24 protein-coding genes, 1 tRNA gene and 1 pseudogene are annotated in these 25,773 nt (G+C 57.5%); 11 read left to right on the top strand and 15 right to left on the bottom strand.

Annotated features, from left to right (window positions below; all coding sequences use genetic code 11):
- The first annotated feature begins 5 nt into the window (after window positions 1-5).
- Entirely contained in the window at window positions 6-794 is a 789-nt protein-coding gene (locus tag RLO149_RS19590) for a cytochrome c1 (RefSeq protein WP_013963816.1), read from the top strand.
- Between the two features lie 362 nt (window positions 795-1,156).
- Here the strand turns inward: RLO149_RS19590 and RLO149_RS23870 are convergent, their stop codons facing one another.
- The 5 genes from RLO149_RS23870 to dapF form a co-directional block, all read right to left on the bottom strand.
- Window positions 1,157-1,312 carry a hypothetical protein gene (locus RLO149_RS23870; RefSeq protein ID WP_013963815.1) on the bottom strand — a complete coding sequence of 52 codons (156 nt, stop codon included), beginning with the start codon at window positions 1,310-1,312 and terminating at the stop codon, window positions 1,157-1,159.
- A 123-nt stretch (window positions 1,313-1,435) separates the two neighbouring features.
- Window positions 1,436-2,110 (bottom strand): Crp/Fnr family transcriptional regulator, encoded by a 675-nt coding sequence (locus RLO149_RS19585; RefSeq protein ID WP_013963814.1) that lies wholly within the window; start codon window positions 2,108-2,110, stop codon window positions 1,436-1,438.
- Window positions 2,111-2,210: 100 nt separating this feature from the next.
- Window positions 2,211-2,570 carry a putative quinol monooxygenase gene (locus RLO149_RS19580; RefSeq protein ID WP_013963813.1) on the bottom strand — a complete coding sequence of 120 codons (360 nt, stop codon included), beginning with the start codon at window positions 2,568-2,570 and terminating at the stop codon, window positions 2,211-2,213.
- Between the two features lie 86 nt (window positions 2,571-2,656).
- On the bottom strand, window positions 2,657-3,910 hold the full coding sequence (gene mtaB / locus RLO149_RS19575; RefSeq protein WP_013963812.1) for a tRNA (N(6)-L-threonylcarbamoyladenosine(37)-C(2))-methylthiotransferase MtaB: 1,254 nt from the start codon (window positions 3,908-3,910) through the stop codon (window positions 2,657-2,659).
- A complete protein-coding gene (dapF, locus tag RLO149_RS19570) occupies window positions 3,907-4,740 on the bottom strand; it encodes a diaminopimelate epimerase (RefSeq protein WP_044025454.1) in 834 nt (277 codons plus the stop codon). The genes mtaB and dapF overlap by 4 nt, the downstream gene beginning before the upstream one ends.
- A gap of 107 nt (window positions 4,741-4,847) precedes the next feature.
- Here dapF and RLO149_RS19565 point away from each other — a divergent pair.
- Window positions 4,848-4,923: transfer RNA gene (locus RLO149_RS19565), tRNA-Lys, on the top strand.
- Between the two features lie 1,031 nt (window positions 4,924-5,954).
- Window positions 5,955-7,453: pseudogene (locus RLO149_RS19550) on the top strand (IS1182 family transposase).
- 192 nt (window positions 7,454-7,645) lie between these two features.
- On the opposite strand, the gene RLO149_RS19540 reads toward RLO149_RS19550, so the two are convergent.
- The 4 genes from RLO149_RS19540 to RLO149_RS23925 all read right to left on the bottom strand — a co-directional run bounded on the left by RLO149_RS19540 (window position 7,646) and on the right by RLO149_RS23925 (window position 9,545).
- Complete coding sequence (locus RLO149_RS19540; RefSeq protein WP_281015735.1) at window positions 7,646-8,011, bottom strand: carbohydrate ABC transporter permease; 366 nt, start codon at window positions 8,009-8,011, stop codon at window positions 7,646-7,648.
- Between the two features lie 277 nt (window positions 8,012-8,288).
- Window positions 8,289-8,444, bottom strand: coding sequence for a hypothetical protein (locus RLO149_RS24560; protein ID WP_425357865.1), 156 nt, complete (start codon window positions 8,442-8,444; stop codon window positions 8,289-8,291).
- A 52-nt stretch (window positions 8,445-8,496) separates the two neighbouring features.
- On the bottom strand, window positions 8,497-8,622 hold the full coding sequence (locus RLO149_RS24385) for a hypothetical protein (RefSeq protein WP_281015708.1): 126 nt from the start codon (window positions 8,620-8,622) through the stop codon (window positions 8,497-8,499).
- A 449-nt stretch (window positions 8,623-9,071) separates the two neighbouring features.
- Window positions 9,072-9,545 (bottom strand): hypothetical protein, encoded by a 474-nt coding sequence (locus RLO149_RS23925; protein ID WP_217517510.1) that lies wholly within the window; start codon window positions 9,543-9,545, stop codon window positions 9,072-9,074.
- A 208-nt stretch (window positions 9,546-9,753) separates the two neighbouring features.
- Here RLO149_RS23925 and RLO149_RS19525 point away from each other — a divergent pair, with 208 nt between their 5' ends.
- From RLO149_RS19525 to RLO149_RS19490, 8 genes are all read left to right on the top strand, one after another.
- Window positions 9,754-10,734 carry a P-loop NTPase family protein gene (locus RLO149_RS19525; RefSeq protein ID WP_013963804.1) on the top strand — a complete coding sequence of 327 codons (981 nt, stop codon included), beginning with the start codon at window positions 9,754-9,756 and terminating at the stop codon, window positions 10,732-10,734.
- Window positions 10,731-12,254 carry an ABC transporter transmembrane domain-containing protein gene (locus RLO149_RS19520; RefSeq protein WP_013963803.1) on the top strand — a complete coding sequence of 508 codons (1,524 nt, stop codon included), beginning with the start codon at window positions 10,731-10,733 and terminating at the stop codon, window positions 12,252-12,254. The genes RLO149_RS19525 and RLO149_RS19520 overlap by 4 nt, the downstream gene beginning before the upstream one ends.
- 1 nt (window position 12,255) lies before the next feature.
- Window positions 12,256-13,833: a sensor histidine kinase gene (locus RLO149_RS19515; protein WP_013963802.1), complete on the top strand. Its 1,578-nt coding sequence runs from the start codon at window positions 12,256-12,258 to the stop codon at window positions 13,831-13,833.
- Window positions 13,834-13,907: 74 nt separating this feature from the next.
- The gene (locus tag RLO149_RS19510) at window positions 13,908-14,579 is read left to right on the top strand and encodes a response regulator transcription factor (RefSeq protein ID WP_013963801.1); all 672 of its coding nucleotides are present in this window, start codon (window positions 13,908-13,910) and stop codon (window positions 14,577-14,579) included.
- A gap of 314 nt (window positions 14,580-14,893) precedes the next feature.
- Window positions 14,894-15,055, top strand: a complete 162-nt coding sequence (locus RLO149_RS23865; protein ID WP_158308172.1) for a hypothetical protein — start codon at window positions 14,894-14,896, stop codon at window positions 15,053-15,055.
- A 1,093-nt stretch (window positions 15,056-16,148) separates the two neighbouring features.
- The gene (locus RLO149_RS19500) at window positions 16,149-16,490 is read left to right on the top strand and encodes an SH3-like domain-containing protein (protein ID WP_013963799.1); all 342 of its coding nucleotides are present in this window, start codon (window positions 16,149-16,151) and stop codon (window positions 16,488-16,490) included.
- Window positions 16,481-17,026, top strand: a complete 546-nt coding sequence (locus RLO149_RS19495; protein ID WP_083825488.1) for a nitrile hydratase subunit alpha — start codon at window positions 16,481-16,483, stop codon at window positions 17,024-17,026. The genes RLO149_RS19500 and RLO149_RS19495 overlap by 10 nt, the downstream gene beginning before the upstream one ends.
- Entirely contained in the window at window positions 17,023-18,213 is a 1,191-nt protein-coding gene (locus RLO149_RS19490; protein WP_013963797.1) for an amidase, read from the top strand. Before RLO149_RS19495 ends, RLO149_RS19490 begins: the two co-directional genes overlap by 4 nt.
- On the opposite strand, the gene RLO149_RS19485 is transcribed toward RLO149_RS19490, so the two are convergent.
- Genes RLO149_RS19485 through RLO149_RS19460 form a run of 6 tightly spaced genes read right to left on the bottom strand, consistent with a single transcriptional unit; the run spans window position 18,202 to window position 25,649 of the window.
- On the bottom strand, window positions 18,202-18,675 hold the full coding sequence (locus RLO149_RS19485) for a RidA family protein (RefSeq protein ID WP_013963796.1): 474 nt from the start codon (window positions 18,673-18,675) through the stop codon (window positions 18,202-18,204). The genes RLO149_RS19490 and RLO149_RS19485 overlap by 12 nt on opposite strands.
- On the bottom strand, window positions 18,672-20,477 hold the full coding sequence (atzF, locus tag RLO149_RS19480) for an allophanate hydrolase (protein ID WP_013963795.1): 1,806 nt from the start codon (window positions 20,475-20,477) through the stop codon (window positions 18,672-18,674). Before atzF ends, RLO149_RS19485 begins: the two co-directional genes overlap by 4 nt.
- Window positions 20,437-22,125: a dipeptide ABC transporter ATP-binding protein gene (locus tag RLO149_RS19475; protein ID WP_013963794.1), complete on the bottom strand. Its 1,689-nt coding sequence runs from the start codon at window positions 22,123-22,125 to the stop codon at window positions 20,437-20,439. Before RLO149_RS19475 ends, atzF begins: the two co-directional genes overlap by 41 nt.
- A gap of 4 nt (window positions 22,126-22,129) precedes the next feature.
- On the bottom strand, window positions 22,130-23,008 hold the full coding sequence (locus tag RLO149_RS19470; protein WP_013963793.1) for an ABC transporter permease: 879 nt from the start codon (window positions 23,006-23,008) through the stop codon (window positions 22,130-22,132).
- Window positions 23,005-24,039, bottom strand: coding sequence for an ABC transporter permease (locus RLO149_RS19465; protein WP_013963792.1), 1,035 nt, complete (start codon window positions 24,037-24,039; stop codon window positions 23,005-23,007). Before RLO149_RS19465 ends, RLO149_RS19470 begins: the two co-directional genes overlap by 4 nt.
- 2 nt (window positions 24,040-24,041) lie before the next feature.
- Window positions 24,042-25,649: an ABC transporter substrate-binding protein gene (locus RLO149_RS19460; protein WP_013963791.1), complete on the bottom strand. Its 1,608-nt coding sequence runs from the start codon at window positions 25,647-25,649 to the stop codon at window positions 24,042-24,044.
- Window positions 25,650-25,773: the final 124 nt, after the last annotated feature.

Genomic DNA, 25,773 nt, shown 5'->3' with positions numbered 1-25,773 from the left:
AGAAAATGTTCAGAAGACTTATACTGAGTGCTGTGGCGACCTTTGGGTTTGCCACGGCGAGTCTGGCGGCTGGCGCCTATGACACGCATATCGAAGACTTCGACTTTTCGTTCGAAGGGCCTTTCGGAACTTTCGATCAAAACCAGCTGCAGCGGGGCCTTCAGGTTTATACCGAAGTCTGTGCCGCATGCCATGGATTGAAGTTCGTTGCGATCCGCTCGCTGTCCGAAGAGGGTGGCCCAGCGATGCCGGAAGATCAGGTCCGGGCCTATGCTGAGAACTTCGAAGTCTACGACGAAGAAATCGAAGATTTCCGTCCTGCTAAGCCGGCAGATCACTTTCCGGAATCCGGTTTGGAGAATGCGCCTGACTTGAGCCTGATGGCCAAAGCGCGTGCGGGTTTCCACGGGCCTTATGGCTTGGGGATCAACCAGTTCTTCAAGGGTATTGGTGGTCCTGAGTACATCGCGTCGCTCCTGACAGGCTATACAGGCGAAGAGAAAGAAGAAGCAGGCATCGTATTGTATGAGAACACGGCCTTCCCCGGCGGCTGGATCTCAATGGCGCCGCCACTGGATGACGAGCTTGTCGAATTTGCGGACGGCCATGCAAATGACCTGCATCATCTTTCAGAAGACGTCTCCGCGTTTCTGATGTGGACCGCTGAACCTAAAATGATGGCACGCAAACAGGCCGGTTTTGTCGGCGTGCTTTTCCTGACGATCCTGTCAGTACTGTTGTACCTGACAAACAAACGGATCTGGGCGCCTGTTAAAGGCAAGAAGTCAGCCTGATAAACACTTTCCATTCCTGAAAAGAAACAACCCCCCGAGCACGAGCGGCTTGGGGGGTTGTCTGTCTGCACCTATAAAAAGGCTAATAACAGACCCTGGGGAGAGTAAAAATCAGAGGGGTATCCAAAATTCGTCAGTTTCGCTGGCCTTAGGCCACTCCAAAAACCAACCAGATTCCCCCTCTGGACCGTGAAATAATTTCCCTTGTTACCTTTGAAACACCTGTTGCGAGGCTTTCTACTTTTTACCGGTCACTTCAATACCTAACAAATACCTAACATCTGATTCGAGTTCTGTGATCTTGTTCACACAAGGCTGAATTAGTTTTGTAAAAGGGAAACCCACCGCATTTTTCCCCTCAATTATTTTTGGTGTTTGTCTTGCGTCTCGTTCACGATCGACTGAGTTGCGCGCACCTCACGATCAGTCTCTATCAGCCACGTAATCATGGCTTTGACAGGCGAGGGTTTTTGCGGTGTATTCTGCTTCACAAATGAATTTTCAGGATCGCGTTCCATAATCTGGCTCCTTTGAAATATAGGCCCACGTCGGGGCACTTGCCGCAGGTGAAAATATCCCTGCCAGCTTTCAATATGGTATAAACGCAAGGCGCAGTCTGTGACCCTAATCACATGGATGCATCAAATGTGATGCAGGTCCGCCATGATCTGCAGGGCGTTGCGGTCGATAACTCGTACGCCGCCCCGCGTGGCGTCAATGACCCCCGCTCGCTTCCAAAGAGAGAGCGTTTTGGAAACCGCTTCTCTGGTCGCACCGACGAACTCTGCCAGTTCGGCTTGGGACAAATTCAAAAGCCCGAGATCGTCCGATCCGTCTATCGTAAGGTACAATATTTTACGTGCAAGCCGTGCTGGCATGGGAAGGAACACCTGCTCGTTCAACTGACTGCTCATCCAACGCAGCCGCTCACCCGCCAGCTGGATAAGGTCAATCCCCAGCTCTGGCGACTTGCGAATGGCTGCAAGAATATCGGCGTTCTTAACGCCACGTACACGGCAGGGCTCAAGCGCCGTCACTGTGGCTGTGCGCGTGCCGGGATCAAAAAGTGCAATCTCACCGAAAAGCGCACCGGGGCGCATAACATCCAATGACAGTTTGCGCCCTTCCCGTGATATGATGCTGAACTCAAGGCTGCCGGAGACGATCGCATAAAGCGCATCACCGGTATCGCCTTGTTCGAAAAGCACCTCGCCTTCGCTTAAATCAACTTCCGTCGCGACCGAGTTCAACAGATCGGACAAGTTCTGCGAGGCATGCGCCAAAAATCCTGTTTTTGGCAACTCCGAACTGTCCATTGTACTCCAATCCCCGATTTCTGTGTTTTCAAGTGAAAGAAACTTGTACCAGTCACACTGTTTTATAGCCGTCTAGATTACGCAAAACACACGTTCTGTGTTATCGTATGAAACCGCCGACGCCGATATCAAAGGTCGCGCCAAGGCTGCCAAGAGCATTTCTGACACCTTCGTTGGCTGGACCATACACACGAAAGAGGCTGGGCTCAAATAAAGCAAAAAACCTTTCGGCAAAATGATCCTCGAAATTCTTCAGATGAACCATGACCGCAGCGCAATCCGCATATCGCTCAACAACAGAACACCGACTTCTATCTTCCGAAAGATAGTATTCGTAAATCAATGCACCCGGTTCATTCGCCTTTGTGGCGCTGACTATTTCATCGACGAGTTGCTCGACCGCATCTATGTCGTCATCGCGCACATTCATTTCCAGAATCCACTGGATGTGTTTTGTCATCAAAAATCTCCCTCAGGTAGCGTGAAGGTTAATGGCCAATACGCTATTTTGTCACGGGGTTTTCGCCTGAGATTTGAATTTTTCCGCTATGCCTGCAATGCGGCGCCGACGGTCCCTTCAACGCGCAGCGAGACAATCGTACCTTCGCTTTGAGGTGTCGACACCTGAACCTCGGTGAACTGTTCGGTACGACCCATAACGGGGCTTTCCATTAGAACGCTGTGCGTTTTACCCACCTGAGCGGAGAGATGTCGTTGCACTTGCGCATCACCAGCAGCACGCAACTGCGACGCACGTTCCTTGATGATCTGACCATGCACCGCTGGCATCCGTGCGGCGGGCGTACCGGGGCGTGCGGAGTAGGGAAAAACATGCAGCCAGGTCAGGTCGCATTCCTGTACCAATGCCAGAGAGTTTTCGAACATCGCGTCAGTTTCGGTCGGGAAACCCGCAATGATATCAGCGCCAAAAGTCATATCCGGACGCAACCGCCGCGCATCCTGTGCGAAACGGATGGCGTCATCCCGCAAATGCCGCCGTTTCATCCGTTTCAGGATCATGTCATCACCGTGCTGCAATGACAGGTGCAAATGTGGCATCAACCGCGGTTCGGTGGCAATGGCCAGCATCAGGTTTTCGTCAACTTCGATACTGTCAATTGAGCTGATCCGCAGACGCGGTAAATCCGGTACAAGCCTGAGGATGCGCATCACCAGATCACCAAGTTTTGGCGCAGCCGGTAGATCTGCCCCCCAACTTGTCAGATCCACGCCCGTCAGGACGACTTCGTTGAAGCCTTTGTCCACCAGACGTTTGATCTGATCGATTACAACACCGGCAGCTACCGAACGCGAGTTGCCTCGGCCATAAGGGATGATGCAAAATGTGCAGCGATGGTCGCATCCGTTTTGCACCTGAACATACGCACGGCTGCGGGTGCCAAACCCGTCAATAAGATGACCTGCCGTTTCGGTCACAGACATGATGTCATCGACCTGCACCGCTTCACTTTCGCCTATGAAATCCGCGGCCAGCGCGTTCCATGTGTCGCCCTGCATCTTTTCGGTGTTACCAATGACAGCATCGACTTCGGGCATCGCCGCAAACGTCTGCGGCTCCGTCTGAGCGGCGCAGCCGGTCACGATAAGGCGTGCGGACGGGTTTTCCCGGCGCAGTTTACGTATTGTGCTGCGCGCTTTTCGCACCGCTTCGCCGGTTACCGCACAGGTGTTGACAACCACAGCATCCGAAAGTCCCGACTGCGCGGCGAGCTCTTTCATCGCTTCGGTTTCATAGGCATTCAAACGGCAGCCCAAGGTCGTGAACTTTGGGGCGCTCATGCAAGGTTGGCCAGATAAGACGGCGTAAGCGTACCGGAAAACACGTGCTGCGTCGGGCCGGTCATCCAAACGCCATCGTCGCGCCAGTCAATCTCCAAGCGACCGCCATCCAGATCAATCTGAACCTTGCGCCCGGTCAACCCGCGCCGGGCGGCAGCGACTGCCACGGCGCAACTGGAAGACCCCGACGCCAGCGTTATCCCCACACCACGTTCCCAAACCCGCATGCGTATCTGGTCAGGCCCTGTAATCGAGGCAAACTGTACATTTGTCCGCTGTGGGAACAGTTCATGGTGTTCGAATTCGGCACCAAGCTTTGCAACGTCTATCTGCATGGCGTCATCCACAAAGAAGGTGCAATGCGGATTGCCCATACCAGTCGCAGTTGGAGCGCCCTTCATCGGGAGCTCAAGCGTGTCCATCTCGCGCGCGAGAGGCACCTCGGCCCAATCAAGCTGCGGCGCACCCATATTGACCGAGGTCTGACCATTTGCCGCACGGCACGCGGCCAGCACGCCCCGGTCCGTGGATAAGGTAACATCCGAAGCCCCAGTCTGCGCCATGATATAATCGGCAATGCAGCGCGTCGCATTCCCACAGGCCGACGAAACAGAGCCATCCGCATTGAAGAACGCGAGGTGCACCCCGGTTTTTGTGTTTGTTATCAAGGCAAGTTGGTCAAATCCAACGCCGGTATGTCGGTTGGCCAGAGCTTGCGCAAACAGCGGCGTAACTCCGATCGACCGTACACGCGCATCCAAAACGACAAAGTCGTTCCCCAGCCCGTGCATCTTCATGAAGGGCAAACCGCTATCGTCTTTCTGGTACATTGCGGCGATATAAGCCGATGCGTCCGAACTATCCAGTGGAACCTTTGGAAAACACTGATTTAAGGGCTTGACCCGCTCGCCCCACCTTTCTAAGTACACCGCTTAGTGGGCCGTTAGCTCAGTTGGTAGAGCAACTGACTTTTAATCAGTGGGTCGCAGGTTCGAACCCTGCACGGCTCACCACTGAATCACATGTGTCGAATGACAGTAAGTAGTGAACTTCGACACAGTCTTTGAAATTATCGACACTCACATATGAAATTTTGCCGTTTTTGGCCCGTTTGACGGTCAAGCAGCCAGCTTGGTACGAAAAAAAGAACCAGAAGGTTATGCTTTGCAGGATATTCATCTGCAGCGAAAAACACCAAGGGCGAGAAGCGGAAGTTCGCTGCAGCTGCGCAGACAAAGTATCGGCTTGGCAAAAGCGGCCGCTCAAGGAACCAATCACCAAGGTGCTATCGCTGCGGTCTGAATCAATTGCATCAATGCGCAGAAACCGGACTTTGCAAAGTCTTGTTGCTGAACCGCGCTGGCAATCCACCATTGCTCACGCCAACAGACTCTGAACCAGTTACTCTGACATACTCACTACCAAGTGAAATCGGAGCATGTTCTGCGACTTCAGAACCGCCAACCTTTACCTTACCACCCACTTATTTTTTCCTTTTAATGATTTTTTCCAAGTATTTTATAGTGGCCACACCCGAGATGATCATCCAAGCCAACCAAACCCATAAGAAAATGGTAACAATCGAATCTGCGTGATCTGGGAAGACTGATATGAGCCAAGGTACAAGTATTGAAAGTGAAAAATGAGACGCCAGAACCAAGATGCCCGTGATTATTGGCCTCTTTTCGTAAGCGTCATCTAAATCGTGAAATTTCATGATTTGAATTGAACCTGATGTTTCATGCCGGCCTTACCCCATAATTCCCCCCCCAGCTGCTTCATCCCGATCCTCCGACAGAACCAACCAGCGCGCGCTGGCTCGACCAACACGTTTCTATCTGAAAGCGTCTTATGACCAACATTGCCAAACAACCGGCCTTAATGATGCAGTGCAACGAGAATATTAGCGCAACAATGAAAATTCTAAAGTTGCGCTCTCTCGCAGCGAAGCTACAACTATGCTTTACGAGGATGTCTTCTTCGGGCTGAGGGTGTGTGAAAACTCTGGATGTTGTATGCTTCTCGTCAAGAATAGGAGGCGTGCATGTCGGGATATATCGAAGGTGCAGATCGAAGTCAGATGACGCTTTTTCCGGACCGGCTGGAAGACTGGATCGACGAGGACAATGCGGTTCGCGTGATTGACCTCTTTGTGGAGGAGATCGACCTTGAGGCGATCGGTTTCCTGTGGACGGCGCCGGCGCGGACAGGGCGGCCCGGCTATTACCCATCTGTCCTGCTTAAGCTGTTTATCTACGGCTATCTGAACCGCGTGCCCTCCAGCCGCGCGCTGGAGCGGGAGGCTGGTCGCAATGTTGAGGTGATGTGGCTGACGCGGCGATTGGTCCCGGACCACAAGACACTCGCTGATTTTCGCCGCGATAACGGTCCCGCCATTCGGCGAACTTGTGCACAGTTCGTCGAACTCTGTCGCCGGATCGGGGTGCTGAAGGGGGATTGTGTTGCCATCGACGGCTCCAAATTCAAGGCGGACAATAATCGAGACAAGAACTTTACCAAGGGCAAGATCGCGAGCCGCACCACCCATCTGATTGCGAGTATCGAGCGCTACCTCGATGAAATGGTCCGGATCGACCGTCAGGAAGAGGGTGAGGTCCGGGCCGAGAAGGTCGCCAATCTGGCACAACGCTGCGCGCGTATCCGGCAGGAGATCGAACGCTTGGTGGACATCGGCCAGGCGCTCAGGGAAAGCCCGGACAGTCAGATATCCCTGACGGATCCGGATGCCCGCTCCATGGCCACCAGCGCCAAGGGCAGCGGTTTTGTTGGCTACAACGCCCAGTCCGCGGTGGATACCGAGACCCATCTGATTGTCACACATGACGTGATCAATGCCGGGCACGACATCAATGCCGGGCACGACCGTGAACAACTGTCGCCGATAGCCAAGGCGGCAAAGGCCGCTCTCAGACGTGACGAAATGAGCGCGGTGGCTCCCTCTCGGGATATTGCTTCGCAATACCCTGCCGGGCAGTGGACAAGGGCTACTTCAGCGGCCGCGAAATCCTGGCCTGTCACGAGGATGGCATCACCCCGACCCTCCCCCGGCCCGAGACTTCGGGCAATCGCAAGAAGGGCATGTATGTGAAGGCCGACTTTGCCTATGACGCGGATGCGGATCTTTACCGATGCCCGGCAGGTGAGACGCTGACTTACCGCTATACGACCGAAGAAGGCGGCTTGATCGTGCGACGCTACTGGACCAACGTCTGTCAGACCTGCCCGGTCAAGGCGCGCTGCACCACCGGAAAAGAGCGCCGGATCACACGTTGGGAACACGAACATCTGGTCGACGAGATGCGCGACCGCATGAGCAGCGAACCCACATTGATGAAACTGCGTCGCTCAACGGTCGAGCACCCATTCGGCACGATCAAAGCGTGGATGGGGGCGGCGCACTTCCGGATGCGCACGCTCAAGAATGTCCGCACCGAGATGGCATTCCATGTCCTCGCCTACAACATCAAGCGCATGATTAACCTAATCGGTGTACGTGGGCTTCTGGCCGCCATTCCGGCCTGATGGGCGGCGCTCAGCTCAAATCGTATCGCAGCAAACGTCACAAGTGCGCAGATTCAGCCCTCTCCGGAGCAAAAGGCGCAAAAGTGGCCCAAAATCAGGATACCTCCACAAAATCGGTTGAAACGTCCTCATCGTCGAGAAACCAAGCGAGTTTCCACACACCCTCAGCCGGGAGCGGTCATTGTGCCGCGTTTATTTCACCGCCCCGGCTGCCATGCCCTTGATAATGCATTTCTCCAGAAACACAGCGACGATTATCAACGGAAAGATCGCAGCGGTCGACAGGGCGGCCATGGACCACCAGTTGATGCCTTGCGATCCGGTCTGAGAGGCCACCATCACCGGCAGCGTCGTTGAGTTCGTGGCCGTCAGAAGGGCGGCAAAGAAATATTCGTTCCAGCACAGCACGAGGCTGAGGATAAAGGCGGCGACCATGCCGGGCAGGGCGATGGGCAGGACGATCTGCATGAACGCGCCCCAGATGCCAAGCCCGTCGACCAATGCTGCTTCTTCCAGTTCCACGGGGATGCCCTGAAACTGGTCGCGCATGATCCAGATGACAATCGGCAGTCAATCTGCAGGGGCGATATACTTGCTGTCCCGTCTTTCCTGCATGGCGGCCTTGGCGTTCAGGCTTTCAAGCGAGATCGTGTCTAAAATCGTGAGGGTATTTGTGATATCGAAGGTCATATGACAGTCTTTTTGCGGGCCGGCTCATTTGTGATAGCCGACGCTGATCTGCGCCATATTGGCGATGAAATTGAAGGCGACGATTTGATAGTTCATGAATTCGAGGCCCAAGCGCTCTGAAAGGTTGCGGTGCATCTTGTTGGGGTTAGACAGAGCGTCGGCCAACCTTGTCGAGGGTGGTATTCAAACCATCGACAGACTTGAGAATGCGTGGATGGCCTACAAGGTAGGCCGCCAGCAACACTGACACGACCACGGTGATTACAAACGGCAAAGTCGTTCGCTGGATTGAACAGTTCACGGCAATGGTGAGGGAACCGAAGAAATAGCTGACCTCGATCTTGGTGATTTGCTCAGAGAGCAGGGTAAAAGAGTGCCAGGATCGCACAGGGGCCAAAGCCTGTCGCCAACCAGAACTCTACCGGGCCGAGGATTGTGAGAACGCAGAAGGCAAAGATGTTGAACAGCGCTGCTGTCATCACCAATTACTTGTCGCGGTAGCGTTGATACAAAAGTCCGAAAATGAGGCAGGTCATCGCAGTGCTGTTGAGGGTAAAGCGTGCGATGATACCGCTTGCAATCAGACGTTCCAGCATAGTCCCAACCGTTCTGTTCATACCATCGGGATGGTCGGCGTTCTTTGCAAAACTGGCGGCACTCTGTGGAGTGGTTCTGCATCTGTGATGCAATGCGTGTCACGGTTTAATGCGCAATGTAGACAGCGGTGGCTTGGTCAGTGGTGAGAGTGTTGCTCTGAGCAGCGCGACGACGCATGGCATTCCCTTTGGATCCGCTTTCGTGTTCATCTGGCGTTCATTTAGTATTAGAGCGCGCTTCATGTGCCGGTGCGACCCTCATCCGCTTGAGACCACGGGAGCAGACCAGTGGTGCGGCATATGTTTGGGAATCGGATTAGATGCTGGACAGTTTATTGGCACCGAGATGCATGGTGAAAAATCTCATGGCGCAGCTGGGCGCATGGATTGGTGGCGCCTGTGCGGTTCTCGTAATCTGTGCCTTTTTGACACCCGCCCTCGCGCAATCCGCCAGCTTTCGCACCGTAGATACCAATTCGGACCGGGTGCTGAGCCGTGACGAACTTATCAGTGCGTTTGGGGTCCGTGGTGCCGAGCAGCTCCTTGCGCAGTCCGATCGCAATGGTGACGGCAAGCTGACAATCTTCGAGTTGCGACAGGGGAGCAGAAGTAGGGGAGATACAGGCGGCACCGGCAGGAACGATCGGGACGATGGGGACGAAAACGACGACGATGATGGGGACCGTGATGACAACAGCAGCGACCGGGATGGAGGCGGTGACGGCGATGGAGGCGGTGACGGCGATGGAGGCGGCGATGGCGATGGAGGCGGCGATGGGGATGGTGACGATGACTGATTTGCCCACCAATCGCCCCGTTCATCTCCCGTTCACCAGATTTAAGAGCAATGGTTCATCGGACTGCCGGAAAGCTTTCAGCACCAGACGTCAGACAGGAGGCATAACACATGCTTCATAACGGAGACGACCAATGACCCAAATGAAATCACTTTCCCCCGCCCTGTGAACAAACGCAAAATGGGCCTTTACCACCCGCCGCGTCACTCGCACCGATGTGCGCGGCCTGTCCACGAACTTTGCCACGGCCAAAGCCGGTGATCTGATCCTTTGCGAAATCGCAGAGCTCGGACAGCACAAGAAAATTCAGCTTGCCGAGCGCCGCGTGTCAGTCAGCTATCCGGGCGATCTTGTGGTTCTGTGTCTGGGTGATCGCTACGCGCCGGATCAGTTTCTGGCATCTGCCATCATCGACGACGATCTGATCGACCTTGTCGCAGGTGGTGGTGTCGCAGGACGCGTTGATGTCGCGCATATCCAGATGGATGAGCCAACCCGCCTGAAGCCACTGGGCCTATTGACCGATGCGCGGGGTCAGGTGATGAACATCGCTTCATACGCCTTGCCCTCTACAGCCCCGAACAATGACGTAACGGTCATCGGTGTCTTTGGTGCCTCGATGAACTCGGGCAAGACGACGGCAGCATCCAGCCTTGCGCATGGCCTCATGAAATCGGGCTACACCGTGGCCGGGGTCAAAGCGACCGGAACGGGTGCTTTTGGTGATTTCAACAGCTTTGAGGACGGCGGCGCTCCCGCGCTTGATTTCACGGATGTCGGCATGCCCACCACCTACCGGATGCCGATGCACAGGATTGAAAAGGGGTTCGATACGCTGATCGCTACTGCTGCGGCACGCGGTGCTGAGGTTGTGGTGGTCGAGATCGCGGATGGGGTGTTTCAGCAGGAAACCCGCGCCATCCTCAAATCGTCCAGAATTCGCGACCGGCTGGACGGGATCCTCTTTGCGGCGCCCGATGCGCTCAGCGCTCTGGGGGGCGAAACGGTCCTGAACAAGATGAACCTTGGCGCATTCGCAATCAGCGGCATGGTCAGCTGTTCACCGCTCGCCGCTTCTGAGGCCGCAGCGGTCACAGGCCTGCCGATCCTGACCCGCGAGGACCTCTGGTCCCCTGACACGATTGCGCCGCACGTCGCCCCCCTCATGCGCGGTGCGTCGCAGACTGTGGCCGCATGACACTTCTTCCCCCAGTAGCCACAAGGGATCGCGTCTTTGACGCGGTCCTCGTCGTGTCATGCGGGATCGTGCAGGCCGCAGCGCTTGCCGTTGCCGCCTTTGCCACCCGCGATGCCTTTGCAGCACTGCACGGTGGTGTCCCGCTCGCATCCACAACGATGCTGGAGCTGGCGCTGGCCGGTGCGCTGACAGCGCTGTGCCTGTTCATCTCCGGGTGCCGGGCCGAACGGCTTGGGCAAAGCTACGCCATTGACCTGCGCCGCACGCTTTACGCCAAGATCGCGCAGATGCCCAAAGCGCGGCACGAGGAACGCCGTGTCGGTGCCCTGTCATTGCGGTTTGTAGGTGATCTGTCTGCCGCGCGGCTGTGGTTCGGGCGTGGGCTTCCCGAAGTATTGTCGGCCTGCGTGGTGCTGCCGGGTGCTGTCGGTATCCTTTATGCGCTGAGCCCGGTTCTGGCGACACGCGGTCTGGTGCCGCTTGCAATCGCGCTGGTGGTGATGGCTGTTGCCGCGTGGCATCTTGAACGACGCCACCGCCGTTTGCGTCAACGCCGTGCCGGGATCGCAATTTCCATGATCGAACGCATTGCCATTGCGCCGGAACTGGACGTGATGGGACGCACCGGCACTGAACTGCGTCGTCTGGACGCGCAAGGCGTACGACTGCGCGATGACGCCGTTGCCAGACGTGGCCGCACGGTCGGGCTGCAGTCGCTCTTGCAAGCTGGCACGGCGGCGTCCGGTCTGACGATGCTGTGGTTGGCCAGCATGGCTGGGATTGCCCCCGCGACAGTTGCCGCCAGCCTTTCGGTTCTGGCGCTGGTCGCCCTGCCGCTGCAACATCTGGGCGCAGCCTGGGATCAATATTGCGCCTGGCGCGTGGCGCGGGGAAAAGCGCAAAACCTGCTGCGGGAACCGGCGGTGCGCAGATATTTAAAGACCTCAAAGGCAGCGGTTTCGGTAAAGGCCGTTGGACGTCTGGGCGATACGCCGGTCGCTTTCGAGGTTGCGGGCGGAGAGACGTCTCATCTCACAGGTTCCACCAGCCGTCACCTCGCGCGTGCCATTGCAGGGCTGGATACGTTCGATACCCTTGACTTGCGCTTTGATGGTAAAGCGCAACATCCCTGCGTGTCGTACATCGGTGACGATCACGTCGGATTGCAGGGCAGTCTGCGCCGCTCAGTCACATTGATGAACCGAAAACGACCCACGGACGAGCGTATCGCAGAGGTCCTGAGGGGCTTTGGGCTTGGGGGGCTTCTCGCCTCGGGCGGGTTGGATCAGCGCCTGTCGGAAAATGGAAACGGGCTTAGTGCGGCGCAAACGCTCCGGCTTGATCTGGCACGCGCGGTTCTGGGCAAGGCCGACGTGATTGTGATCGCATCGCTGCGCTGGTCTGTCGAGCCAGAAGCACGTGCGTTGCAAGAGGTCCTGCAGGAATATAGTTCTGCAACGCTGGTGTTAGCAGAACCTTCAGATACATCGTCTAAGACGTCGACCCCAAAGGTAATCTGACATGCGTTCCACCACTCTTTTTGGCATTTATGCGGTCGTTGTCATCGGCCTGATCGGTGGACTGGCCGGGCTGACCCTGTACAACCTCGAAAAATCGCGGTGGTGGGACGCGCGCACGCAATTGGCGCAGGAATCCTATGGGCTCCACCTGAAGCTGGAAACGAAACTCTACCGTCTGTTCAAGCAACATAGCGGGTCTCTGCTGCTCGGGCGCAGCGAGGGAGGCGCTGCGGAACGCGAACTGCGCGCCAGGATTGATCAGACACTGTTGGACATTCGCCGGACGATCGAGCGCGAGATCGAGATGGTTGGTGAAGAGGAGCTTGAGGAGCTTGAACTGCTCGCTGAGATAGAAGCCGACATTCGTTCCCTGAATGCCACGGTTGCGGCCATGACGAGCACCAAAGATCCGCTGGAGTCCTTTGTGCAGGCAGAGCGCCTTGCCGCGCTCATGGACGGTGGCATTGACGTGGAACTGGACCGCAAGATTGCTGCCGCACTTGAAGAGGAAATTGAAGAAACCGAAGAAGTTCTGGCCGATGCTGTCGCATTTCGAGCGCGAAATGAAAAGCTGGTCTATGTGTTGGTGGCACTGGCGGTAGGAACGTTGATCGTTGCTTTGTTCTCCTTCAACGGACAAATCCGGCAACCTATCGTCCGCCTGCGTATCGAAATCGATCGGTTGCGCGGGGCGGACTACTCGAAACCCGTGGTGCTCGGCGGCAGCCTTGAGTTCCGTGAACTCGGTACGGTCCTGCAGGACATGGGTGAAGGACTTGCCGTGCGAGAGGCGACCCGCGCGGAGCAGAAGAAAAAGCTGGAAGAAACGGTCCATGACCGCACTGCAGAATTGCAGCAGCTGATCAACAAGCTTGAAATGGGTGAAGAAAACCGCAAGCAACTGATGGCCGACATCAGTCACGAGCTGCGCACCCCGCTGGCGATCATTCTGGGCGAGGCCGATGTGACCCTACGCACCCAGCACAAGTTGAGTTTGGAAGTATCGGACGCGCTGGCCCGCATTCGCGACTCCGCCAAACACACAAACCAAATTGTTGATGATTTGCTGACCGTCGCCCGCCTTGAGGCAGGACAACTCAGACTTGATCGTAAGAAGGTGAACCTGCTCAAGATCGTACAGGACGCGGTGTCTATGTTCCCAGAGACGGTGTTGGTGGAAAGCTCTGGCGCCAGAATTATCGGGAGCGTTGATGAGGTCAGGCTGCGCCAATCGGTGCTGGCGTTGTTGCACAATGCCAAGCGTTATGGCGGCCCATCGATATCCGTATCACTGCGCCAGAGCGCGACAACTAACATAATTGCGGTCGAAGACGACGGGTCGGGTCTAAGCCCGGATGAGAAATCCAGAGCCTTTGAACGGTTCTTCCGCGGATCAAACGCGTCTGGGCGGGGGATTGAGGGCAGCGGCCTCGGCTTGCCGGTGGTGAAATCCATTGTGCTTGCCCACGGCGGTACAGTTGAATTGGAAGATCCGGACGGAGGTGGCCTGCGCGTTATTATGAAGATCCCAAAAGAGCCGCCTCAACGGCCAGTGCCAACCGATGTTGCGCCCGGTTGAACGCGGATTCTCTTGGGAGCATAATTGCGGTTGGGTGCTTGGGCGACCGCGCGATGTGATGAAGGAGATGGTCGATGAACATTCTATTGATTGAAGACGAGGCGCGCGTTGCTGACTTTGTTCGCCGTGGTCTGGCAGCGGAAGGATGGTCAGTCGATCATGCCGCCAACGGAGAAGATGGTCTGGAGCTTGCCGCCCAGAACAACTACGACGTCGTGTTGCTGGACCTGATGTTACCGGGCATTCAGGGACAGGGTGTCTGCCGTAAATTGCGTGCTCGCAAATCCAAGACACCAATCATGATGCTGACGGCGCTTGATGGGTCCGAAGAAAAAGTCGAGGGCCTGAAAATTGGCGCGGATGATTACTTGCCCAAACCTTTTGATTTTGACGAACTGGTCGCACGTATCGAGGCGTTGCACCGACGCGCCACTGGCTATACCGCCGACGTGAGTGACACGATTATCACCAACGGCGCCATTACGTTTGACCGTGCTTCCCTTGAGGTCAATGTGGAGAAAAAGCCGATTGAGCTCACAAAGAAAGAGCGTGATCTCTTACAGCTTCTCCTGACAAGCAATGGGCGGGTTTTATCCAGAGAGCGCATTCTGAACACGGTCTGGGGCCTGAATGCAGACCCTTTGACCAATGTGGTGGATGTGTATGTCGGTCGGCTGCGCCGAAAGCTCGGTCAGGAAGGTCAGCGCATCGTGACGCTGCGCAATGTGGGATACCGAATGGCATAGAGTTTGAAGCCAACAGGTACATGTTGGACCACGATCCTAGGGATAAATGTCAATGAATCGCTGCAGCACGATCGGCACGTTTCCCATGGCCAAACCACCCGAACACTCAGTCCAAATGCGCGGGTGTGATGTAGTCCACCATCCGTTTCCTCTATCAGGCCCGAGATCCGCCTTCCCAATTCGGCGCGTTGCGCAGAGACCATCATTCTGCGTGCCATTGGCCCACGATAGTTGCCTTATGAAGGCGTGTTGGCGGCAAGGATGACCTGATGGGCGTCAAACACGAAACTGCTAAAGGTCACGTTTGAATTTCCATGGGCAATCCGGATCCGGCGCATGGTCTGTACCATGTATTTGGCACGGATCAGATCATCGTCGTACTGGCGGGTCAGCGTCCCTTTCTTGGGTTAGACCTGCAGATTACGTCCCTCCCGCTGCGACCTGCGTTTGATCAGGACTGGCGCAGGTTCGGATAGATCTGCAATCTTTTCTCTTCGGGGGTGCGCCGCTCTACCCATCGGATCTGTCGGAACCGAGTGTTCGCTTGCAGACCAAATCGCCAGTGAGCGCCCGTCGTGATGGCGCAGGCCGGTCGCAATGAATGAGTAACTAGAGCGTCTGACGAAATACCTGAAACATCAAGTATCACGTAACGCGTTGAAATCTTTTATTTCAGGCAGCGTTACGTGATTCAGGTTTTTCGCATGACGCTTTAATTGTTCCACTCCGCGGAGAGATTGGGCGACCGCTATTGAGACGTTAGCTGCAATGCGACGTCAGTCATGCCGCAGACGCACAGGTCCTCTGCGACAGCCAAAGCCGCAACTGGAAAAGTCGGGTTTGTCCCGCAGAACGCTCTTCGACCAACCCCTGATTTTGCGCTTGCAGTGAACGGTAGAAAAGCGGTTTGCCACCGCAGCAATTGAAGACCACGAACAAGGTCTGGAAAGGGCCGTCCATGTTTGGGCGGATACATTAATGCCGCGGACAAGCTGCGATCAATCTAATGACTACGCAGATCCCAGACTATCATGCGCTGCAGTATATGCCGATGGTCGGAAAACGACCAAAGTCGCCTTTCAACGTGTCAGTCCAGCATGACCAGTAACAGGTTGGAAATATGTCCATCAATTTTGGGAGGTTCATCGCCGTTCGTGTGCCTTATCTGTGCGCGTGATCTCGCCTTCTGGAGCGCTTTGGCGGTTGATGTGGTTATCTTGAATTCAAACGCGTCAAACCTTGAACGGCATTGGGCCCTACCCGCGCCGCAAAGAGATGTAGTGATTGATACCGCTTTGCAATTTTGAACGTCCCTGTCAGTTGAGAATTGGTTTAGGGCGGGGACGCTTGCTTCTCTTGCTGATCAGTCTTCAGCGGGCGTCGTCACTGTTCAAAACGTCTACAACGAATGCAGTTAAGTCCGGCAACAGTAACTTGGTTCGCCTCATTTTCAGGGTGACGGCGTCACCTTTTCCAATGACCGGTTCGATTTTCGCACCGCTAGTCTGAAAAAATAGCATTTGTTCGCATCATGGCGCTGCACCACGATAATCAAGGAGGCAAATACGCATGAGCGATGAAAAAGGACCCCGAGGTTACCATGATGTCGGTGGCGATACGGCTGGCGAGATTCCTAAAGTCGAACTGCCGTGGCTCCATTGGGAAAAACAGGTTGAGGCGATCCGCGGTCTCCTGGGGGACGGCACGCGGCGTATCGTATCGCTCGATGAGGTGCGGCGGGGCTTTGAGAGCTTCGGCGTTGAGAAGTACAACCAATTTTCGTTTTATCGGCGCCGGCTTGAGGCCATGAACGATATCCTCCTTGAGAAAGGCATCATCACGCAGGCGGAACTGGACGCTGCTGTTGCAGCAGGACGCGACCGCTGGCAGGAAACGGCTGGATGCGAATGACACGGTTTCGCGCAGGCGATCGTGTTCAGGTACTGGCGCTTGGAAAGGCTGGGCATGTGCGCATTCCTCATTACATCCGTCGCAAGGCTGGTGAAATTGTGGGCTATTGTGGCACCTATCTTAATCCCGCATACAAGCGGCGTTTGCTGGATGATGGACGCGCTGCGGTGCAGGAATTGGGCATTCCGGTCACCGAGGCCAGCATCATCGTGGTCGAAAACACACCGTCCCTGCACAACTTGATCACGTGCACCTTATGTTCCTGCTATCCGCGTTCTATTCTGGGGCAACCACCATCGTGGTACATCTCCAAAGCGTACCGGGCCAGGTCGGTCCGCGAACCCCGGCAGGTGCTGAAAGAGTTTGGGCTGGACTTGCCGATGGAGGTTCAACTGGATGTTCATGACAGCAATGCAGACATGCGGTATCTGGTCTTGCCCGCCGCCCCTGCTGGTGTGGAAAGGTTCGACCTTACGCAACTCGAGGCCATGATATCGCGGGACCATTTGATCGGCGTGGCGCGAGAGGTCGAATGACAAGCGCGCTTTACGCTTGGGAGCCATATATACAAGCCTTCGTGGAACTCTCCGACGTGCCCGTCACCAAGCCCTCCATCAGGCCCGGCCCGTTAGCTGGTCTGACTGTGGGGGTTAAAGACATCATCGACGTCGCGGGGCTGCCGACAAGAAACGGAAGTGCGGTCTGCGCAGATGCAATGCCTGCAGAACATGACGCGGTGGTTGTTGAGCGGCTGCGCGCGGCGGGCGCACAGATTGTCGGAAAGACCACCACAACGGAATTTGCGTTTACTGACCCCACACCGTGTCACAACCCACATGATCTGTCACGCTCGCCCGGTGGCTCCAGCAGCGGGTCGGGCGCTGCGGTTGGAGCTGGGGTTGTAGACATTGCGCTTGGAACGCAGACCGCCGGGTCTTTGATTCGCCCCGCTGCCTATTGTGGGGCGGTGGGATTTAAGCCAAGTGCAGGGCTGTTTCCGATGGGTGGAGTGACACCCTTGGCGCGCAGCTTTGATACGGTAGGCATCATTGCGCGCGACGTCAGCTTGGGGCAGCGCGCGGCCCGTGTGCTCGCCCCGGCCGCCACAATGGGAGCGCTCAACGCCCCGAGGGTCGCATGCGGGCTTTGGGATACGAAAGCCGAGGTTTCGCCCGATTGGTTGCAAGCCTTGGACGACGCGCGAGGCGCGCTTGGTACACTGTCGGGCGTAACGGAAATTGTCCTTCCCGCTGATGTGGGGAGCGTGGTCAGCGCCCACCGTTGCGTGATGTGCGCCGAAGCATTCGCAGCGCATCACGCCTTGTTGGACGACAAAGCCCAGATGCTCAAACCAAATTTTCGAGCGGGAATGGAGGCTGGCCGCGATCTGGATAAGACCACCCTTTCCGAGGCGCGAACCCTCTTGACCGGCGCGCGCACTGCGTTCTGGGATGCGATGCGGGGCACTGACCTGATCCTGACTTTACCCGTCCCCGATGGCGCACCGCTGATCGACGGAACCACCGGTTTTCAGGACTGGCTGACACCGTGGACGGTGTTCGGCGGGCCGCTGGTGTGCCTGCCCTGGGGCATCGACACGCTGTTGCGGCCCCGTTCAGTGATGCTGGCCGCGCATCCCGGTCAGGACCTCTTTTTACTAGAGATGGCGGCCCGCCTGGAACACCACGCGCCCAGACTTTCAGCGCCCCGTTTACCGCGTTAACCTGACGATTGCATCGACCTCGACCATGGCATTGCCGGGCAAGCCGGACACGCCGACGGCGGTACGGGCATGCCAGCCGTCCTCGCCGAACAGGGCGATGAAAAGCTCGGTTGCGCCATTGATGACAGCCGGGCTTTGGCCAAAGCCAGAGGTGCAGTTGACGAAGCCGCCAAGGCGCAGGACCGCATCGACACGGTCCAGATCACCGTCACAGGCCTCGCGCAGCCGATATAGTAGGTTCAGGGCGCAAATTTGCGCGGCCTTGCGTGCTGTCTTGATGCCCTCGGGCGTATCTTGCGCAGGTCCGGTATGGGTGACAGCGCCATCCCATTCACAGATCTGGCCCGATAGATAGACGATGGCCCCGTCGCGGCGAAATGGCAGGAACTGCCCGCGCGGGGTCCAATCCGGGGGCAATTCAAGACCCAACTTGGCGAGGCGCTCTTCCGCGCGCGAGGTCATGCCAGTTCGCTTTGCTGTTCAATAAACACACGCCAGTCGCCCAGACTTGTGATGTCCAAGGCACCGTCCAATCCCGCTGTTTCGCACAAGAAACCTTTCACCGATGTTCCGTCAGCCAGATCAATGGTGCCGATGCCTAGCGGCGCGGGGATGCCCGCCATGAACGCCCCAAAAGCTGTCGCTGGCAGGCTCCATACTTCGAGCGCGATTGATCCCGCATGTAATCCCGCGGCCTTAATCAATCCGGGGCGCGCCAGTGGTCCGCCGGCAAGGGCGTAGAACTTATAATTGGGCGTTGTCCTGGCTGAGCGCAGCAAGCGCCCCCCCAAATCGGTCAGTTGCCAGTTCAGCGGCAGTCCGGTCATATGCGCGCCGCACACGGCGATCTCGATCGTATCCGGCGTGGCGGGAGGCAAAGGCGCAGGCGTGGGAACGGCGTGGCCGGTCGCCCCCATGTTGCGCGGGCAGTCGTGTTCAAACCCGCGTGCGACACTGGCGACCAGCGCATCCTGACCTGCGGCCGCCAGCAAAGTGACACTGCCCGGTCTTCCATCGCTGCGCGGAGCCGTTGGCACAGCAAGGCCACACATATCCAAAAGGTTCACGAAATTCGTATAGGTGCCATTGTTGGAATTGGGCGTGACCGGGTCGGCCTCTAGGTCGGCGACGGAAAAGAAGGTCGGCACCGTCGGTACGCATAGCAGATCAAGCTTGTCCAGCACTGGTTCTGCAGCACGTTTCAGTTCGGCCAAGCGGTAGATGCCGGTGAACGCGTCAGCAGCAGACATGCTTTCTGCATGGGTGATGATCTGGCGGGTCACTGGATGCACCGCGTCGGGGTCGCTCGCCAGCAGGTCGGCGATCACGGTATAGCGCTCGGCGACCCAGGCCCCTTCGTAAAGCATCCGCGCAATGGCGTAGAGCGGCTCGAAATCGATTTCTTCGCATACGGCGCCGCGAGCCTTCAGCGCGGCCACGTCCCGCTCGAACGCGGCCTGCTGAACCGTGTCGCCAAAGAACTCGATAGAGCCTGCATCCGGGATGCCAACCCGCAAAGGCTGCGGCGGTTCGGTCAAGTCCTCATGGACAAGCGGTTTGGAATAGGCGTCTTTTCCGTCGAAACCGCGCGCCACGGCGAAGGCCGCGTAAGCGTCGTCCACCGTCATCGCAAAGATCGACACCGTGTCCAGCGTGCGGCAGGCGGGCACAACCCCGCTTGCTGACAACGCACCCAAAGTCGGTTTCAGCCCGACAATATTGTTCAAGGCGGCAGGCACCCGGCCAGAGCCCGCCGTGTCAGTGCCCAGCGAAAACGACACGATACCGTGCCCCACGATCACGCCAGAGCCGCCGGATGATCCACCCGGAACGATCTCCGGATCGACCGCATTCAGCGGCGCACCATAGGGCGTGCGGACACCGACAAGGCCGGTCGCGAACTGATCAAGGTTGGTTTTGCCGATCATCAAGGCCCCCGCCGCACGGAGCTTCGCTATCACAAAGGCATCCTGATCGGGCGTGTAGGCATAGGCGGGGCAGCCGGCAGTCGTCTCAATTCCGGCGACGTCGATATTGTCTTTGGCAGCAAAGGGAATGCCCCAAAGTGGCACCAACGGGTCATATGGACCAAGCGCATTTGCCTCAGCCACAAGGTCGTCGCGATCACGAAGATGGATAAAGATGCCTGGGTCGCCCACGGCGTCTAGCCGGCTGAATATCTCGTCGATGACATCCGCCGGGCGCGTGCCCGAGGCGTAGGCCTCACGAAGCGCGTTGATCGTGAAGGGCAGAGTGCTGAGCATCGGATGTCTCCAATTGGTCTATGGTTGCAGCGCGTTTCGGCGGTTTGGGCGCGGCGGCAATAAGGGATTTGGTGTAGGGGCTCTGTGGCTGTGACATGACCTGCGCAGCGGGACCTTCTTCAACGATTTCTCCGTCTTTCATGACAATGACATGATCGCAGAGCAGCCTCACCACATGCAGGTCGTGGCTGACAAACAGGTAGCTGAGACCGAGCTTGGCGCGCAGATCGACCAGCAAGTTCAATACAACCGCTTGGATCGAGACATCAAGAGCGGCAGTGGGTTCATCAAGGATCAAAAACTTCGGGTCCAACGCCACAGCACGCGCGATTCCCACCCGCGCCTTCTGGCCCCCCGACAGCTGATGCGGAAAGCGATCCAGCAGCGATAGCGGCAGGCCGACCAGACCTGCCAACTCTTCGATCCGCACGCTCAGTGCAGCACCGCGCATCTTGCCCAAACGCTGCAACGGCTCGGCAATCGCCTGGCGCGCGCTATGTCGCGGATTCAGGCTATCTGTGGCGTCCTGAAATACCATCTGGATTTCGGCGCGCCTTGGGTCTTTGGCAAAGCCGCGTGCGGGCGTTTGGGCGATATCATTGCCGTCAAAGATGATCTGGCCAGACGTGGCGTCCATCAGCCGCACCAGCATCTCGGAGGTTGTGGACTTGCCACAACCGCTTTCGCCCACAAGCCCAACGCATTGGCTCTTGTTCACTGTGAAAGAAATCCCTTTGACCGCATGCACAGGCCCGGACTTGCCCGCATAGGTTTTGACCAGATCGCGAACCTCAACCAACGGCTGGTCGGAGATCACAATGCGCGGCTCTGGCGCGCGGGCCTCGGCGGGCAGCAGGTCCCGCACGGAGGCACCGGCGCGCGGGGTCGCATCGACCAGCTTTCGGCTATAGGGGTGCTGGGGCTGGCTGAAAATCTGCTCGGGATCGCCCTGTTCGATGATCTGCCCGTCTTTCATCACGATCAGCCGGTCGCAATATTGCGCGGCAAGACCCAGATCATGGGTGATCAGGATGCTGCTCATGTCGCGTTCGCGGATCAGGTCACGCACAAGATCCATCACCGCCTTTTGGGTTGTGATATCAAGGCCCGTCGTTGGCTCGTCCGCGATCAGCAGGCGCGGCTTGCAGGCAAGCGCAATGGCGCAAACGATGCGTTGGCACATCCCGCCTGACAGCTCGAAAGGATAGGCTTCATAACGCGCGGCGGCGTCGTTGATCTTGACCGCCTCCATGGCGGCAATCGCCTTGTCGCGCGCATCATAGCGGGTGGCGCGGGCATGTTGGCGCAGCACGTCCTCGATCTGATGACCCACTTTTCGGATAGGGTTCAACGCCGCACGCGGATTTTGGAAGATCATCGAGATTTCGCGGCCCCGGATGTCGCGCATGTCGTGTTCGCGCGCACGCCGCAGGTCGATACCGGAGTATGTGGCCTCCCCCGCTTTGATCGTGCCACCCGCATCCAGAATGCGCATCAGCGCGTAGGACGTGACCGATTTGCCCGACCCGCTTTCGCCGACAATGCCCAGAATCTCGCCCTTGGCCACGTCAAAACTTACGCCACGCACCGCGTCAACGGCACCGCGTCTTGTATGGAAAATGACGCTCAGGTCTTTGACACTCAGCATCCAGTCACGTCCTTTTGCGCGGGTCGACAATGTCGCGCAGCCCGTCGCCCAACAGGTTGAAGGTGAAGACCGCGAACATGAGCCAAAGGCCCGGGAAAACCGCCAACCACCACTCACCAGAGACGATGAAGTTCGCACCTTCGGCCACCATGATACCCCATTCCGGCGTGGGCGGGCTGACGCCGAGACCGATGAAAGACAGGCCCGCGGCATTCAGGATCGCCCAGCCGAGGTTGAGCGACACCTGCACCATCATGGGCGGCAGCGCGTTGGGAAAAATTTGCGTGGCCAGCACCCGGATGTCGGAACTGCCCGCCAGCTTGGCCGCGCGTACAAAGCCCGCGTCGCGGCGAATGTTGACCTCAGCGCGTACGAGGCGCGCATAGAAGGGCATGTTGATGATGGCCGTCGCGTAGATGATGTTTTCGACCGTGTTGCCCAAGGCGGCCACAATGCCCATGGCCAGCACGAACAGCGGGAAGGCCATGATCGTGTCGAGAAAGCGGTTGAGGATGATATCGGGCCAGCCGCCCCAATAGCCCGCGATGCAGCCCATGACAGATCCCACCACAAAGGAGATCGCAACGGCAGCCACAGAGATTGTCAGATCCAGCCGCGTCGCCACGATGACCCGGCTGAACACGTCGCGCCCAACCTGGTCTGTGCCAAACCAATGCGCGGATGATGGCGGTTGCAAGGCGTTGCTGGCATTTGTGGCCAGCGGGTCATATGGCACCAATGCGGGGCCGATGATCGCCGACAGGATGAGGAAGGCGAACATGCCAAAAGCGATCAGTGTGACCGGGTTAGCGCGCAAAACGTAGACCACATGATCCAGTGTGCTTTGCTTGCGCGGCAGGTCGGTGGGGGTGAAATCGCTCATTGCGCGTCAAACCCGATGCGAGGGTCGATCGCAGTGTAAAGCAGGTCGATCACGAGGTTCAACACCACGAACAGCAGCGCCATGGCCAGCACAAAGCCCTGCACGGCGGCATAGTCGGAGACCACCAGCGCCTCGACCGCATAGGATCCGATGCCGGGCCAGGCGAAGACCTTTTCCACCAGCACATTGGCCCCCAGCGCGAAGGAAAAGACCATGCCAAGCGTCGTGACCACCGGCAAAAGCGCGTTGCGAAAGGCGTAGCGGTAGAGCACCGCGCGGTTGGACAGCCCTGCCGCCTTGGCGGTACGAATGAAATCCGATGACAGCGCGGTCAGCATCGCGGCGCGGGTCATGCGGGCGATGGGTGCCAGCGTGAACAACGCCAAAGTCGCGGCGGGCAGCACCAATTGCTTGGCCGCGCCGCGCCACGTCTCCCAATCGCCCATTAGGGCGGCATCGATCAGGTAGAAACCTGTAACATGATCGGGGGAAAGGTAGATAAAATCCAGCCGTCCCAATGGTGAGGGGGCAATGCCAAGTAGATAATAAAATATATAAATCAGCAGGATGCCGGTAAAGAACGTTGGAAGCGACACACCTGCCGTAACGAGCACACGGCAGAGGTGATCCACCCAGGTGCCGGGCCGGGTCGCGGCCAAAACGCCAAGCGGAACGGCGATGACCACGGCGAGGATCAAGGCTGTCAAAGTCAGCTCCAACGAGGCGGGCAAGCGGTTCGCCAGATCAGTCGCGACGGCCCGCCCGCTGGACAACGATTGCCCCAGATCGCCCCGCAACAAATCTCCGACGTAGTGGAGAAACTGAACGGGCAAGGGTTTATCAAGGCCCATTGCCACGCGCGTTTCCTCGATCGAAGCCTCATCGGCCGCGACCCCTGCGAAATAGACCGCAGGGTCCCCGGGCAGCGCCCGGGTCAACAGGAAGCTGATCACCACGACACCGATGACCACCGGAATGGCCTGCGCCACGCGCAACAAGATTGCGCGCAGCCGGGGGGAGGAGGCCAACATGCCTAGACAGCGCTGAGAACGCGGACGTCAAGCTGGCGGTGGAACCAGAATTCGTATCCTTCGGCCCCATTGGTGGCAACGTTCAGCGCTGGTTGGTACAGCGGGATGCGCGGCAGCTCATCCAGAGCGATCTCAAACATACGCTGGATTTGCGGCGCATATTCCGGATCATCCATCGGCATATGGAGGGTGGCGTCGACCAGCGCCTCGATCTCTTCGTTGCGGTAATTCGACGAGTTGAACAAGTGCCCGTCCTTGTAGGCCCAGAAGAAGTAGTAATCGGGCGTGTTCAGCCAGCCGCCAAAGTTTTCCAGATGCAGCGGCAAGCGCTTTTCAACCAGAACGGCGGTGCGCCAATTGGCGCCGGGGATCTTCTCAATCGTGACGTTGATCCCGATCTTGCCGAGCGCTTCTTGCACGAGCAATGCGGTCGGTTCCATCCACGATGCCAGATCGAGGCTGATCGACAACGGGACGTCGAACCCGTCCGCGTAGGCGGAATTCGCCATGTGCTCTTTGGCTTTGTCCAGATCGGTGAAATATTGCGTCTTGCGCGGCCAAGCGATGTCGGTGATCTCTTCTGAGCCACCCCAAAGTGGCAAGCCTCGCCCGAACGCTGCGGCTTGGAAGATGTCCTCGTAAGGCACCGCATAGGCAATGGCCTTGCGCACGTCGGGGTCCTGAAACGGCTCGAACGAGAAGTTCGGGCAGAGGCAGTGAATGCAGTTTTCCACCGGGGTCGAGAACACATCCAGCGTGTCGGCAAGCTCTGCTGCGTCCTTGTCGGGGATGTTGAAGGCGACCTGCACGTCACCGCGCTCGATCAGGGCGCGCCGTGTGGCTGGGCTTGGCACCTCGCGGATTACAACGCGCTTGGTGGCGGGCAATGGTCCGCCGACCCAGTCATCGTTGCGTTCATAAACCAGCTGCTCGCCGGGATTCCAGCGCGCGACCTTATAGGCCCCGGACCCGGCCGGTGTCGTGTGCAGATACTCCAGCGCCCAAGGATCGTCTTCGGTGGCATTGGCCACAGCCTCGGCCGAGTTGATGATGTAGGGCACCGGCACGGCCAAATCAGGGATGGTCAGTTTGGATGGACGGTCGAGCTTGATCACAAAGGTCTCGTCATCCACGGCCACGAACTGCTCGGGGCGCTCCAGCCCGCCTGCCTTCATCTGAACTGTCGGGAAGCCACCCACTGACACCGCTCGGTCAAAAGACCATTTCACGTCTGCCGCGGTCACTTTACGGCCATCCCAGAAGGTCGCGTTGGATTTCAGCTTGAAGGTCAGCGTCAGGCCGTCGTCGGATTCGGTCCAGCTTTCTGCCAGTTCCGGCTCCACCACAGTGTAGTCATAGGACAAACCATTACCCGGCACCTCCTTTGTGCCGAATGTCAGCAGACGGTCATAGCAATTGATGCCAACCTGATAGGAGGCGCGGCTTGTCCCGGTACGGTGCAGATCAAGGCTGTTGATCGTGGCTCCGGTCACCACAACCAGCGTGTCACTGCCCTGCGCCGAGGCAGGCAACGCGCGCAAAAGCGGCAGCATTGATGCGCCGGCAGCGCCCATTTTCAGGAAGCTACGTCTCGAAGTCTGATCAGTCATGTGAACCCCTCACTGTTGGTGCCGCGCCGAGCGACTCGCATTTCCAGGAAGGTTGCGATGGAAAAGCGTTCACTTCTAATGCTATAAAAGAATATAACCGGTGCAAAATTTGCATCGGCCTGGG

This window comes from Roseobacter litoralis Och 149, from assembly GCF_000154785.2.
In the GTDB taxonomy this organism is placed as follows: Bacteria; Pseudomonadota; Alphaproteobacteria; order Rhodobacterales; family Rhodobacteraceae; genus Roseobacter; species Roseobacter litoralis.
The sequence above is the reverse complement of the archived record's forward strand: the minus strand, read 5'-3'. Positions and strand labels throughout refer to the sequence as shown.

Coding starts and splice junctions, on each gene's coding strand:
- RLO149_RS19590 (WP_013963816.1), top strand. CDS start 6: ATGTTCAGAAGACTTATACTGAGTGCTGTGGCGACCTTTGGGTTTGCC.
- RLO149_RS23870 (WP_013963815.1), bottom strand. CDS start 1,312: ATGGAACGCGATCCTGAAAATTCATTTGTGAAGCAGAATACACCGCAA.
- RLO149_RS19585 (WP_013963814.1), bottom strand. CDS start 2,110: ATGGACAGTTCGGAGTTGCCAAAAACAGGATTTTTGGCGCATGCCTCG.
- RLO149_RS19580 (WP_013963813.1), bottom strand. CDS start 2,570: ATGACAAAACACATCCAGTGGATTCTGGAAATGAATGTGCGCGATGAC.
- mtaB (WP_013963812.1), bottom strand. CDS start 3,910: ATGAGCGCCCCAAAGTTCACGACCTTGGGCTGCCGTTTGAATGCCTAT.
- dapF (WP_044025454.1), bottom strand. CDS start 4,740: ATGTACCAGAAAGACGATAGCGGTTTGCCCTTCATGAAGATGCACGGG.
- RLO149_RS24385 (WP_281015708.1), bottom strand. CDS start 8,622: ATGACAGCAGCGCTGTTCAACATCTTTGCCTTCTGCGTTCTCACAATC.
- RLO149_RS19520 (WP_013963803.1), top strand. CDS start 10,731: ATGACACTTCTTCCCCCAGTAGCCACAAGGGATCGCGTCTTTGACGCG.
- RLO149_RS19515 (WP_013963802.1), top strand. CDS start 12,256: ATGCGTTCCACCACTCTTTTTGGCATTTATGCGGTCGTTGTCATCGGC.
- RLO149_RS19510 (WP_013963801.1), top strand. CDS start 13,908: ATGAACATTCTATTGATTGAAGACGAGGCGCGCGTTGCTGACTTTGTT.
- RLO149_RS23865 (WP_158308172.1), top strand. CDS start 14,894: ATGGGCAATCCGGATCCGGCGCATGGTCTGTACCATGTATTTGGCACG.
- RLO149_RS19500 (WP_013963799.1), top strand. CDS start 16,149: ATGAGCGATGAAAAAGGACCCCGAGGTTACCATGATGTCGGTGGCGAT.
- RLO149_RS19495 (WP_083825488.1), top strand. CDS start 16,481: ATGCGAATGACACGGTTTCGCGCAGGCGATCGTGTTCAGGTACTGGCG.
- RLO149_RS19490 (WP_013963797.1), top strand. CDS start 17,023: ATGACAAGCGCGCTTTACGCTTGGGAGCCATATATACAAGCCTTCGTG.
- RLO149_RS19485 (WP_013963796.1), bottom strand. CDS start 18,675: ATGACCTCGCGCGCGGAAGAGCGCCTCGCCAAGTTGGGTCTTGAATTG.
- atzF (WP_013963795.1), bottom strand. CDS start 20,477: ATGCTCAGCACTCTGCCCTTCACGATCAACGCGCTTCGTGAGGCCTAC.
- RLO149_RS19475 (WP_013963794.1), bottom strand. CDS start 22,125: ATGCTGAGTGTCAAAGACCTGAGCGTCATTTTCCATACAAGACGCGGT.
- RLO149_RS19470 (WP_013963793.1), bottom strand. CDS start 23,008: ATGAGCGATTTCACCCCCACCGACCTGCCGCGCAAGCAAAGCACACTG.
- RLO149_RS19465 (WP_013963792.1), bottom strand. CDS start 24,039: ATGTTGGCCTCCTCCCCCCGGCTGCGCGCAATCTTGTTGCGCGTGGCG.
- RLO149_RS19460 (WP_013963791.1), bottom strand. CDS start 25,649: ATGACTGATCAGACTTCGAGACGTAGCTTCCTGAAAATGGGCGCTGCC.